This window comes from Leucobacter ruminantium (assembly GCF_017565705.1).
Taxonomy (GTDB): domain Bacteria; phylum Actinomycetota; class Actinomycetes; order Actinomycetales; family Microbacteriaceae; genus Leucobacter; species Leucobacter ruminantium.
Genome location: NZ_JAGDYL010000007.1, coordinates 42,831 through 55,549, shown reverse-complemented (window position 1 = coordinate 55,549; position 12,719 = coordinate 42,831). Strand labels below are relative to the sequence as shown.

Here is a 12,719-nt window from a genome sequence, read left to right as displayed (position 1 = left end):
GGCGGGATCCCTCGCTCGACCGGCGGCATACCCCCATCCGACCCGACCCAGGAGACCGAGTGACCTCGACGTCCGCCCCTTCCAAGCCGGTGCTGAGCCTCGGCGACCGCGTGTTCTCCCGTTCCGCGCTCTTCGCGGGGAGCATGATCCTCGTGACGCTCGCGGCCGTGGCGATCTTCCTGATCCTCCGCAGTCTCCCCGCCTTCGTCGCGACGGGAGAGAGCGCCTCGCTCCTCACGTCGAACTTCTGGGCCTACGTCGGCCCCCTCGTCTTCGGCACGGTCTGGGCCGCCGCGCTCGCTCTGCTCATCGCGCTCCCGCTCTCGATCGGAATCGCTCTCTTCATCTCCCACTACGCGCCCCGCAGGCTCGCGCAGGTGCTCGGCTACGTCGTCGATCTGCTCGCCGCGGTACCGAGCGTCGTCTTCGGCCTCTGGGGCATCGGCGTGCTCGCCCCCGCCGCCCAACCGGTCTACGCCTGGCTGGGCGAATATCTCGGCTGGATCCCGCTCTTCGGCGGCGCGGTCACGGGCACCGGCCGCACCATCCTCACGGCCGCCCTCGTGCTCGCCGTGATGATCCTCCCGATCATGACGGCGATCTGCCGCGAGGTGTTCCTCCAGGCGCCCGCACTGCACGAGGAGGCCGCGCTCGCGCTCGGCGCCACCCGCTGGGAGATGATCCGCCTCGCGGTGCTCCCGTTCGGGCGCCCCGGCATCGTCTCCGCCGCCATGCTGGGCCTCGGCCGGGCGCTCGGCGAGACCATGGCCGTCGCCATGGTGCTCTCCGCAACGGGCGTCGTCAGCTTCCGCCTGCTCACCTCGGAGAACCCCTCGACGATCGCGGCGAACATCGCGCTCTCGTTCCCCGAGGCCTACGGGGAGAACATCAACGTGCTCATCGCCACCGGCCTCATCCTGTTCATCGTCACCTTCCTCGTGAACGCGGTCGCCCGCTGGATCATCAGCCGTCGCGCAGAGTTCTCGGCCGCCAACTGATGCTGCAGCGCTCGTCAAGGAAAGAAAAGAGGATCCCTCCCGTGGCTCTCACCGTCCGTCCGGTCAGCGCAGGCTCCGCACTCGCGGGCAACCGGCTCTCGAAGCGCACCCCGTGGGTCGTGCTCGCCGCCAGCCTCGCCGCCTCCTTCGCGCTCTTCGCGCTGCTCGCGGCGGCCTCCGGAAGCGCCTTCCAGACAGTGGGCGCCGTGCTCGTCGGGGCCATCGGCTACCTCATCGTGATCACGGTGCTCTCTCTGTCGGTCGAGGGCGGTCGCCAGGCGGTCGATCGCTTCATCACAGGGCTGGTCTCGGGCGCCTTCCTGCTCGCGATGGTGCCGCTCATCTCCGTCGGCATCACGGTGATCGGCAACGGCCTCGCCCGCTTCGACGGCGAGTTCTTCAACTCCTCGATGCGCAACGTCACGGGCGAGGGCGGCGGAGCGCTGCACGCCATGGTCGGCACGCTGCTCATCACGCTCGCGGCGACGATCATCTCGGTTCCGCTCGGCCTGATGACCTCGATCTACCTCGTCGAGTACGGCCGCGGCCGCCTCGCGAAGACCATCACCTTCCTCGTCGACGTGATGACGGGCATCCCCTCGATCGTCGCCGGCCTCTTCGCATACGCGGCGTTCGCCCTGTTCCTCGGACCCGGCGTGCGCATGGGCATCGTCGGCGCAGTCGCGCTGTCGGTGCTGATGATCCCCGTCGTCGTGCGCTCGAGCGAGGAGATGCTGCGCCTCGTGCCGAACGAGCTGCGCGAGGCCTCCTACGCGCTCGGCGTGCCGAAGTGGCGCACGATCGTGAAGGTCGTGCTGCCGACCTCGATCGCCGGCATCACTACCGGCATCATGCTCGCCATCGCCCGCGTCATCGGAGAGACCGCGCCCCTGCTCATCACCGCCGGCTTCACCGCATCGATGAACTACAACCTGTTCCAGGACCGCATGCAGTCGCTGCCCGTCTACGTCTACACGCAGTTCGCGAACCAGGGCAACCCCGCCTTCGCGTTCCTCGAGCGCGCCTGGGCTGCAGCGCTCCTCCTGATTCTCATCGTCATGGCGCTCAACCTCCTCGCACGTCTCATCGCGAAGTGGTTCGCCCCGAAGACCGGGCGCTAGGCGCACATCCGTCGGCGCCGATCCCTCGCAGACTTCTCAGACACCGAACGAAAGAACACCGCATGTCCAAGCGCATCGAGGTCTCCGACCTCAACGTCTACTACTCGAAGTTCCTCGCCGTCGAGGGGGTGTCGATGAACATCGAGCCCCGCAGCGTCACCGCCTTCATCGGCCCGTCGGGCTGCGGCAAGTCGACCTTCCTGCGCACCCTCAACCGCATGCACGAGGCCATCCCCGGCGCCCGTGTCGAGGGCGAGGTGCTGCTCGACGGCGAGGACCTCTACGGGCCGGGCGTCGATCCCGTTCTCGTGCGACGTCAGGTGGGCATGGTGTTCCAGCGCCCCAACCCCTTCCCCACGATGTCGATCCGCGAGAACGTGCTCGCAGGGGTGCGACTCAACGACCGCCGCATCTCCAAGAGCGACGCCGACGACCTCGTGGAGCGCTCGCTCTCGGGCGCCAACCTCTGGAACGAGGTCAAGGACCGCCTCGACAGGCCCGGCTCGAGCCTCTCCGGCGGTCAGCAGCAGCGCCTCTGCATCGCCCGCGCCATCGCCGTCTCCCCCGAGGTGCTGCTCATGGACGAGCCCTGCTCGGCGCTCGACCCCATCTCGACGCTCGCGATCGAGGACCTCATCGACGAGCTCAAGCAGGAGTACACGATCGTCATCGTGACCCACAACATGCAGCAGGCCTCGCGCGTCTCCGACCGCACCGCGTTCTTCAACATCGCGGGCACGGGCAAGCCGGGCAAGCTCATCGAGTACGACGAGACGAAGACCATCTTCTCCACCCCGTCGGTGCAGGCGACCGAGGACTACGTCTCGGGCCGCTTCGGGTAGGGTTCCGTCTCCGGTGACTCCGGGCACGAAAGAACCGGACCGCAGAACGCCTCTCGGCGGAAGGCCGCTCGAAGCGGCGAAAATTGGAGCCCGGGGTTACTGCGGCCCGGCGCGAACCAGTGTATCGCAGCATGGGTCGGCGCGACACCGGGCGCGGCGCATCTCATGGTGCGCATTCCCCGCGCCCCAGGGAGGAGATCCACATCCACGCGGGCGCACTCGGAGATTTTCTCCTACTCCGAGAGCGATCTCCTCATCCGAGTGCGGCGGAGTGAGCGCGACGACCTCAGGCGAGCGTGCCGTCGCGCCAGCGGCGAGCGCCGGCGTGCAGCTCGTGGGCAGTCGCCGAGTAGCGCAGGGCGCGGGTGGTGAGCTCCGACGCGTGCGCGTCGTCGTGGGCGTCGCGGGTGTCGGCGAGATCGGCCGAGCCGAGCGCCATGATGCGGCAGTAGCTCGCGGCGCGGTCGAGCGCTCCGCCCATGTCGCCCGCGAACGCGCCGCGCAGGATGGTGTCGCACAGCTGGGCGATCGATCCCGGGGTGACGGGTTCGGCTGCGCCGGCCACGACGGGGTCGATCGTCGCCGCCGCCGCGGCGCCCCGTCTGAAGAGTTCGGCGGATCCCTCGGGGTCCGCCGCGACCACGCGGCGCAGCAGGTACAGCCTCCAGAGCACGCCCGCGAGCGAGTGAGTGCCCTCGTGCGCCCACAGCTCCGCGATGTCGTCGATACCGCTGCCCGAGGCCAGGCCGACGACGCGGTCGACCACGTCGGGATCGGCCACGCTGCGCACCCGGTCGAGCAGTGCCCACGAGGTCTCCTGGGCGAGTCGGTGCGCCGCACCGGGCTCGTCTGAGCCGATCACCCAGTCGAAGGCGGTGCCGGGCTGCAGCACGGGGCGCTGATGGTCTCGCGTCACGATGCTCCTCTCGCGGTTCGAACGGACCCGGCGAGTCTACGCCCGGAACGAGCCCAGCGCGTGGATCGGAGGCCCAGGTGAACGCGCTAGATTGGGAGGAGGCCCGGAGCGCAGAGCGGCGGGTCCTCCGCATCTTCGCCGAGCGCTTCCTCCATTCGGTCGTGAGGCCATCGCCTTCCCGCTCTCCAACGATGCGTCGTTCGCACACGGCGAGGTGCTCAGAGTCGACGGCGGCATCACGGTCGACGGAATCTTCTGACTCGCTCCTGCCGAGACGGCGCCCTCATGCTCGAATGCCGGCCTCCTGCAGCGCGTGCACGACGGGAGCCAGCTCGGGCCGCTCCTCAGCCTCGGAGAGCGTGCGCTCGAGGGTCTCGTCGTGGATCGGGTGGGCCTGCTCGTAGAGCTCTCGCCCGGCCTGGGTGAGCTCGGTGTAGATGCCGCGCCGGTCGTCGGCGCAGAGGACCCGGGTGAGCAACCCGCGGTCCTCGAGCCGGGTCACGAGACGCGTCGTCGCACTCGCGCTCAGCGCGGTCGCACGCGAGAGCTGCAGCATGCGCATGTGCCATCCGTCCTGGCGGCTGAGCGCATCGAGCACCGTGTACTCCACCACAGACAACTGCGCCGATTCCGTGAGCGCGCGCTCGAGTTCCGCTTCGATGAGCGCGTGCAGGGCGGCGAGGGTGCGCCACCCGCGTGCACGGACCTCAACGGCGTCGTCTGCGATACCCATGATTCCCGACTTTCCGGCACCCGCTCGGTCGAGCGCCCAACAATAGTTGCTTGCGCAGATTAATTGCGTGTGCAATGATCATGTACAGCGACGCAATATCCCGCGTTTGCAAATACTTTACCAGAGGAAACGGGAACATCACATGCCACTGGGACTCATCGCCCTCGCGCTCGGAGCGTTCGGGATCGGCCTCACCGAGTTTGTCATCATGGGCCTGCTGCCCGAGGTCGCGACCGACCTCGGCGTCACGGAGTCGGCCGCGGGCTGGCTCATCTCGGGATACGCGCTCGGCGTGGTCGCCGGCGCCCTCGGGCTGACGGCCGCGACGACCCGGCTGCCGCGCAAACCCGTGCTGCTCGGGCTCGTCGTGCTCTTCATCGTCGGCAACCTGCTCACCGCCACCGCGACGGGCTACGAGCTCGCGATGGTCGGCCGCGTGGTCGCCGCGCTCAGTCACGGGGCGTTCTTCGGGATCGGCTCCGTCGTCGCCGCGGGCCTCGTCGCCCCCGAGAAGCAGGCCGGTGCGATCGCGATCATGTTCACGGGCCTCACCGCCGCCAACGTGTTCGGCGTGCCGTTCGGCACCTTCCTCGGACAGCAGTTCGGTTGGCGTGCGACGTTCTGGGCCATCTCGGGCATCGGCGTGCTCGCCTTCGCCGGCATTGCCGCGCTCGTCACCGCGCCGCGCCCCACGAGCGAGCAGGTCAGCCTGCGCAGCGAACTCGGGGCGTTCCGATCGGGCCAGGTCTGGTCCTCGCTCACCGTCACGGTGCTCGCCTACGGCGGCATGTTCGGCGCGTTCACCTACATCGCGTACACGCTCACGGGCGTCACCGGGTTCGCGAGCTCGGCCGTGCCGTGGCTGCTCGTGCTCTTCGGTGCCGGACTCGTCGTGGGGAACTGGGCGGGCGGCAAGCTCGCAGACCGTTCGATCGACGGAACGCTCATCGGCTTCATCACCGCGCTCGCCGTCGTGCTCGTCGCGTTCGGCCTGCTTGCCGGGTCGCAGCCGGCGGTCGTCGCGATCCTCGTGCTCATGGGCGGCTTCGGCTTCGGCACCGTCCCCGGCCTGCAGAGCCGCATCATGCGGTATGCCGGCGGGGCGCCGACCCTCGCCTCCGGCGCGAACATCGGAGCCTTCAACGTCGGCAACGCGCTCGGCGCCTGGGCGGGCGGCCTCGGCATCGCCGCGGGCCTCGGCTACACCTCCCCCATCTGGATCGGAGCCGGCATCACCGCCGCGGCCCTTGTCGTCATGATGATCGCCGCGGTCTCCGCCCGCGCACGCGCCTCGGCAGCGCCCGTGGTGCCCGAGCCCGTGCTCGCCGCCGCCTGATCCCACCGTCGTCCTGCGCGAGCGAAGCGAGTCGCAGGATCCATCCCACCCTCAGAAGGAGCCATCATGACCATCCCCACCATCACCCTGAACAACGGCCTCGAGATGCCCCAGCTCGGCTTCGGCGTCTTCCAGGTGCCCGACGCCGAGACGACCGCGGCCGTCACCGCTGCGCTCGAGGCAGGCTACCGCAGCATCGACACGGCGGCCATCTACGGCAACGAGTCGGGCGTCGGCCGCGCGATCGCCGAGTCGGGCATCGCCCGCGACGAACTGTTCGTCACATCGAAGCTCTGGATCGACTCGCTCGATTACGACCACGCGCTGCGCGGATACGAGGCCTCGCTCCAGCGGCTCGGTCTCGATCGGCTCGACCTGTTCCTCATCCACTGGCCGGCCCCCGCGAGCGACTCCTACCTCGAGGCTTGGCGGGCGCTCGCGCAGCTCGCCGCCGACGGCCGCGTGGGCGCGGTCGGCGTCTCGAACTTCCTCCCCGAGCACCTCGACCGGCTCGCCACGGTGAGCGATCTCGTACCCGCGATCAATCAGATCGAGCTGCACCCTGCGCTGCAGAATCGCGAGACCGTGGCCGCGAACGCCGCCCGCGGGATCGTGACCGAGGCGTGGAGCCCGCTCGCGCAGGGCTCAGTGCTGCGCGAGGAGGCGGTCGTCACGATCGCCGAGCGCCACGGCAGGACACCCGCCCAGGTGGTGCTCCGCTGGCACCTGCAGCAGGGTCGCGTCGTGATCCCGAAGTCGGTCACGCCCGCGCGCATCGCCGAGAACCTCGACGTCTTCGACTTCGAGCTCACCGCCGACGAGCTCGCCGCGCTCGACGGCCTCGAGCGCGACGGCCGCACCGGCCCCCACCCCTCGACCTTCAACGGGTGATCGGCGGTGGACCTAGCCGGGCACCGAATCCGCGGCCCGAGCTGCGGTTCGGCGTTAGAGCCGTTGTCAGAACGCCTGAACTGGGCGGCAGGTGCAGACGAGGCCCGAACAGTGCCCCGGACGGGGCAAAGTTCGAGCCTCGCCACTTGGGGCGGGCCAGTGGGCCCGCGGGCACAGCTTGGGTGAAGCGCTGCTTCACCCCCTGAAACCTGTGCCCCCACCAGGACTCGAACCCGGGACCTACTGATTAAAAGTCAGCAGCTCTACCAACTGAGCTATAGGGGCGCTCGCTCTAGCTTAGAGCATGGAGGGAGTCCCGCCCGGCGCGGGCGCAGGCCGTCGCTCGAGACGCGACAGGGTGACGCTGGGCGCCGTTACCGGATCTCCGCGTCACCTCGTCGAATACGCGGACGGACCGCACGACGACCTTTGGGGGGCGGTCGTCGTGCGGCCCTCGGGGTCCGCACTCGGCATCATCCACCGGGCTGGGAGCGCCCGGGTGGGAGGATGATGTCGAGAGTTGAAGTTCGGCTCCCGTTCGACGTCAGAGGTTTCCGGGGTGGGGGCCTGAGGAAACCTCCCGGCGTCGCCTGATCAGCAGGATCGCGCCCGCAGCGAGCAGAGCCGCTGCGATACTCGCGATACCGCCGAGCTGTGCACCCGTCGCCGCCAGGCCGGGAATCGGCCCCCTCGGCTTCGGGCAGAGGGCCTCGGTGCACTCGAAAGTGTTGACCGCCGTGATGGTGAGCTGCTGCAGCTCATCCGGGCTGCCCGAGGTCACCGTCGCGGCGTTCTCGAACGAATCCCGATCGATCGACTTCTTCACGGCACCGCCGTCATCGGTCTCGACTCCGAAACAGCGGGCGTCGAGCGGCAGGTAACGAGGCTCGTCGGCGTCATCGACGAGCAGCTTGGTCTGGCCGCCTCTGATCTTCACCGGCCCCGAGTACAGGGTCGAGCGCACCACGCCCTCGGGTCCGGTCTCCTCCACCTGGCAGGTGACTCGGATCTCGAAGACGGTGTCGGCCACGGCAGAGATCGCCTGCTGCTCGCCGGCGAGCTCCTTCGTGAGCGCGACAGTGCCCACGGAGTAGTAGTTCGTCAGCGATGCGGTCGCCTCGCCCGAGGTCCAGGCGGTCGCGTTCCAGGGGATCTCGACCGTCACGGGTGCGGCCGGGCCGTCGGCATCGCCGTGCCCGATCTCCGTGATCGTGCACGAGGCGGACGCCGGGATCGGCCCCAGGGTGCCCGAGAGCACCGCGGTCGCACCGGCGGCGGCCTCGAGGGTGACCTCCTGCTCGAACACCGTCTCACCGTCGAGCGTGCACGCCACGTCGAAGACGAGGCTGTCGCCGCCGGCGAAGGGCTTCACGCCCTCGCCTTCGAGCAGCTTGTTGATCAGGAGCGATCCCTCGGGCAGTTCGAAGGTGTTGAGCGCGGTGATTGCGAGCTCCTGCAGCCGGTCGGGGTTGCCGGAGACGACCTCCACTCCTGTGTCGAAGGAGTCGTGGTCGATCTCCACCCCGGACGCGCCGCCGTTCTCCGTCTCCTCAGCGAAGCAGGTCGCGCCGAGCGGCAGACGCACGGGATCCCCGTTCGCGTCTTCGAGCAGCTTCGACCCAGCGCCGGTGAAGGTCACGCGCTGAGAGTGCACGTCGACCCTGTCGCCGTCGCGCTCCACCTGGCAGGTCACGAGGATCTCGAAGCTGCGCTCGGCTGCGGCCTCGACCGCGGTCTCGCCGCCCTCGAGCAGCTTGGTGATCCGGATGGTTCCCGCCGAGTAGTAGTTCGTCAGCGACGCGGTGACCTGCTGCGTCTGACCGCCGCGAGGGATCGTGACCGTCACCGGAGCCGCGGCCTCGTCGGCCTTGCCCGCGCCGGTCTCGGTGATCGTGCACTCGGCGAAGGCCGGCAGGCCCGCGATGGGCTGCGACTGCACCGCGCTCGCCCCGGCGGGTACCTCGAGCGTCACCTCGTCGTCGTACACGGGCGCGCCCTCGAAGGTGCAGACCACGTCGAAGGTCAACGAGTCGCCGCCAGCGAAGGGCTGCACGCCGACTCCGCGGAACTGCTTGTCGATCACGAGGGATCCGTTCGCCAGCAGACCGGCGTCGATGTCGAGGTTCGACGAGTCGGCGGCGAGCACCACGGCGTCGGAGGCACCGGTCGCGGGGGTCGCGTCGGAGTCGGTTCCGGGCGTCGCCGCGGCGGCATGCTTCTGCGTGAACGTCGCGCCGTTCGGTGCGACGAAGGTCACGACGTATCCGGCGCCGCTCGACGGGCGCAGCGCGCCGAAGTCGTACTTGCCGTCTGCGTTCGTCGCGGTCTCGAGCGAGATCGTGTTGCCGAGGTCGTCGGTGCCGGTCAGGCGCACGGTGACACCGGCGGCGCCCGGCTCGGGCTGGCCCGCGTAGTCGTCTTGCACGCCGTTGCGGTTCAGATCCCACCACACGATGTCGCCGATCGTCGACGAGACGACCTCGGAGTTCGCACGACTGCTCATCACGAGGTTCTCGAGGCCCTGGTGCGCCACCGCCCGCGTGGTGTTGCGGTAGGTGTCGCCGGCCCGGTTGCCGACGCCCGTCATGTCGAGGCGGAAGGCGAGCTGCTCGCCGTTGTCGAAGGATCCGGTGCGCATGAGGCGGATGCCCGTGACCTGCGCGGCGACCTCGGGCGCGAGCCCCGCGGCCGGAATCGGCTGCCACATCGCGGTCACGTCGCCGTTCTCCCAGTTCGAGGCGTGCTCGGGGTTCTCGTCGAACGACGCCGCGGTCGTGTAGTAGAACGTCGAACGCGCACCCGACGGGTCGCCCGTACCGGGGTCGGTGAGCGAGACACCCGCGAAGCGCATGGTGCCGTGGAACTCATTGCCCTCGCTGCCCGATGCGGTCGGCAGCGTGTCGATGATGTCGACGTTGCCCGGCCCCGTGAAGCCGAGGTTGCCGAGGCGTACTTCCCACGAGGTGAGCTGGTTCGTCGCCTGCCCCGGCCGGTTCGCGCTCGTCACGAGCGAGTCGGGCAGGGTCGACTTCTCGAGGAAGACGCCCCGGCTCGCGTCGATCTGCACGTCGAGCGTGTCGGTGACGCGCGGGAAAGCCGCGGGGTTGCTCGACGCGGGATCTCCCTGGGCGAGCACGCGCGCCGTGTTGCGGTGCAGCCCCGTCGCCGCGAAGCGCGAGATGCTCACGGTGTATTCGATGGCGGGGAGCGTGAGGCCGCTCGTCGTGACGTCGTGCGCGCCGAGATCCCAGGAGACGTAGGTCGCGTCGGCGGAGCAGGTGAGAGTCGCCGTGCTCGGGCGCACGAGGCTGTACGAGCGGTTCGACGACTCGATCGTGAAGCCGGCCGGAATGCAGTCTTCGACCACGGCCCTCTCGGAGCGGGCCGTCGGTGCAACCGAGTACAGCCGCGGTATCAGGCGGAAGTCGGCGGTCTGTCCGCCGGCGAACGACTGAACCGAGCTGCGCCATTCGCCCGTCCGGTTCTTGACCTCTTTCTCGATGAACGAGTAGAGCGCACCCGAGACCACGCGATCGCCGAAGGTTCCGGTGTGGTTGTCGGCACGGTAGTCGCCAGGGTCACCGTTGATCGGCTGGCGCCCGTTGCCCTTGCTGGGCATGGCGAGCCCCTCCTCCCACGTCGGCTCGTCGTCGACCGTGTGGTAGTCGAAGCGGTAGCCGGCGTAGTTCGGCATGACCGTGTTGTCGGGGCGCTGAGTCGTCGTCGAGCGCAGCGCGATGCCGATGTTGGCGTAGGCGTTGCCCTGCGCATCGGGGGTGAGTGTCACGAGCACGCGCACGGCGCCCACGGCCTGTCGACCGGTCGGCACCGCGTCGAGCGAGTCGTACCAGATGATGCGCGAGTCTTCGCAGTTAGAGGGCATCGGGCTCGTCACGCCGCCCGGCAGCGCCGGGTCGGGGGTGAAGTCGTGCACGCCGTACTGCACCCTGCGCAGCTCGGTCGTGCCGGTGTTCCGCGTCATGTTCCACACGGGCTCGCCGTTCGAGGGCGAGGTCATCGGCCCGTAGCTGCCGGGCTCGATCGTGAACTGAGCCGGGTCCCAGTAGTCGCAGGCGAGCGCGGTCATGCCCGGCCGGTCGGCCTCGGCCGCGCGGGTCCGGTTGATCTGCAGCCGCGATCCGACGAGCTGGCCCTCTCCGATCACGTAGGGCTTCTGCCACGGCCGGTCAGGAGACAGGTTGATGTCGGTCCCGTTCTGGGTGACGTTCGGGATGCCGACGAAGCTCTTGCCGAATCCGCGGTCGCCCTGCCCGCGGGCCGCGCGCAGATCGGCGGTGCGGGTGTTGTTGCGCGGGGTGTCGGCGTCTGCGGCGTTCGGCTGACCCGCGATGTCGGTGACCTCGAAGTCGGTGTAGCTGTTGACGGTGCGCAGCGTCGAGCTGCCATCGCCGTTCGGCGTGCCGAGCGCGAACAGTGCCTCGCGCGGAATCTCGACGATGGCGTCGAGATTGACGACGCCGCCGCCCGTGTTCGGGATGGGCTGCCCCCAGTCGTTCGTGGTGGGCACCGTCCAAGCAGAGAGGTCGGCGTCGGTGATACGCACCTCGTAGCGCCCGTCGCCCGGATCCTCCGTCGGCCCCGGGGTGAGCTGCGGGGTTCCGCTGAAACGCACGCCCTTCTCGCGAGTGCTCGGATAGCTCCGCGTGTTCACACCGTTGATCGCACGACCACCCGTAGTACCGTTGGTGATCTTCAACCGCGGGCGGAAGTCGTCGCTCCAGTTCGGGTGGCTCGTGATGTCGGGATCGCCGTAGAAGCTCTCGGGGCTCAGATCCTCGACGAACGAGAGCTCGGTCGCCGGCGAGACGCCCTTGCCGCCCTTCGGTGTGGAGATCCACAGCGAGTACATGATGTTCGTGCAGGTCATCGACGCGTCGAAGGAGCACGGGAAGACGCGGGCATTGTCGAAGTTGATCGGGCCGTTGTTCAGGTCGCTGCCGTCGTCGGGCAGCGGGTTGAAGCTGTTCTTCGAGATGTCGTAGCGGGGCTCGGCGACGACGTCGGCTTCGACCGGGTTCGTGAAGTGGTCGCCGCCCGTCGAGCACTGCACGTGCGCGGTGGCCTCGAGCTCGGTGCCCGCGGGCACCTCGGGGCGCACCTTGACCGTGACGTCGTACTTGTTCACCGAGTCGCCCTGCGGACCGACGTTGCAGACGAGTGTCTGCGCGGGCAGATCCTGCCATGACGTGCCCGTGAGCGGCACAGCGGGCTCGCCGATCTGCGCGGCCGTAGGCGTCAACGTCGAATCGGCGAGACAGTTGCCGGGGATCGACTCGAGCACGACGCCCCGGGGCAGCTCGAGCGTGAACCACCCGTTCGCGTGCCCGCCCTTCGACCAGACGCTCACCGTGTAGGTGATCAGGTCGTTCGTGCGCACGACGCCGTTGTCGTTCGCGTCGTCGAGGTGATCCCAGTCGGGCGTGCCGTCGGTCTGCTCGAGGAATGCGCAGAGCCCGTGGCCGAAGGCGTCCGACTTCTCGACGCAGTCGGCGTAGCTGTCGTGCGGGTCGTTCGGGTAGTCCGCGTGCGGCCCGACGGCGTCGTGCCCCGCGTGGGGGTCGTTCGTCACGTCGTCGGCGGGACCGGACTCGCTCGGCGTCTCGCCGGATCCCTCACCCTCGGCCGCCAACTTCTCGCCTGCAGTGGCACCGGTCTCTCCGCCTGGCTGCTCGGTCACGACGTCGGTCTCCGCAGCGGGCGTCTCCTCGTTCGCCCACGCCGTTCCGACGGGCGACAGCGTGACCGCGAGCACCAGCGCCAGCGCCGCCGCTACTCCCCCACCGCTTCTGCGCTTCCACACGCGCGCACCATTGACTGACATCTCGTCCCTTTCACCCGATCGCCTCGTAGAGCCGAGGCCT

At 69.2% G+C, this 12,719-nt stretch carries 8 protein-coding genes and 1 tRNA gene; 5 read left to right on the top strand and 4 right to left on the bottom strand.

What is annotated here, in order from left to right; translation table 11 throughout:
• The first annotated feature begins 59 nt into the window (after positions 1–59).
• The 3 genes from pstC to pstB all read left to right on the top strand — a co-directional run bounded on the left by pstC (position 60) and on the right by pstB (position 2,961).
• Positions 60–998 (top strand): phosphate ABC transporter permease subunit PstC, encoded by a 939-nt coding sequence (gene pstC / locus J4H91_RS05885; RefSeq protein WP_208045336.1) that lies wholly within the window; start codon positions 60–62, stop codon positions 996–998.
• Positions 998–2,119, top strand: a complete 1,122-nt coding sequence (gene pstA, locus J4H91_RS05880; protein ID WP_208045335.1) for a phosphate ABC transporter permease PstA — start codon at positions 998–1,000, stop codon at positions 2,117–2,119. The genes pstC and pstA overlap by 1 nt, the downstream gene beginning before the upstream one ends.
• Positions 2,120–2,181: 62 nt before the next feature.
• Positions 2,182–2,961 carry a phosphate ABC transporter ATP-binding protein PstB gene (gene pstB / locus J4H91_RS05875; protein ID WP_208045334.1) on the top strand — a complete coding sequence of 260 codons (780 nt, stop codon included), beginning with the start codon at positions 2,182–2,184 and terminating at the stop codon, positions 2,959–2,961.
• Positions 2,962–3,247: 286 nt separating this feature from the next.
• Here the strand turns inward: pstB and J4H91_RS05870 are convergent, their stop codons facing one another.
• Positions 3,248–3,877, bottom strand: a complete 630-nt coding sequence (locus J4H91_RS05870; RefSeq protein WP_208045333.1) for a hypothetical protein — start codon at positions 3,875–3,877, stop codon at positions 3,248–3,250.
• 283 nt (positions 3,878–4,160) lie between these two features.
• Positions 4,161–4,610, bottom strand: a complete 450-nt coding sequence (locus J4H91_RS05865; protein WP_208045332.1) for a MarR family winged helix-turn-helix transcriptional regulator — start codon at positions 4,608–4,610, stop codon at positions 4,161–4,163.
• A gap of 142 nt (positions 4,611–4,752) precedes the next feature.
• On the opposite strand from J4H91_RS05865, the gene J4H91_RS05860 reads away from it, so the two are divergent.
• Both J4H91_RS05860 and J4H91_RS05855 read left to right on the top strand, forming a co-directional pair.
• Entirely contained in the window at positions 4,753–5,946 is a 1,194-nt protein-coding gene (locus tag J4H91_RS05860; protein ID WP_208045331.1) for an MFS transporter, read from the top strand.
• 66 nt (positions 5,947–6,012) lie between these two features.
• The gene (locus J4H91_RS05855) at positions 6,013–6,837 is read left to right on the top strand and encodes an aldo/keto reductase (protein WP_208045330.1); all 825 of its coding nucleotides are present in this window, start codon (positions 6,013–6,015) and stop codon (positions 6,835–6,837) included.
• A 212-nt stretch (positions 6,838–7,049) separates the two neighbouring features.
• Here the strand turns inward: J4H91_RS05855 and J4H91_RS05850 are convergent.
• Positions 7,050–7,122, bottom strand: a tRNA-Lys gene (locus J4H91_RS05850).
• 259 nt (positions 7,123–7,381) lie between these two features.
• Positions 7,382–12,679 (bottom strand): DUF5979 domain-containing protein, encoded by a 5,298-nt coding sequence (locus J4H91_RS05845; protein WP_208045329.1) that lies wholly within the window; start codon positions 12,677–12,679, stop codon positions 7,382–7,384.
• Positions 12,680–12,719: the final 40 nt, after the last annotated feature.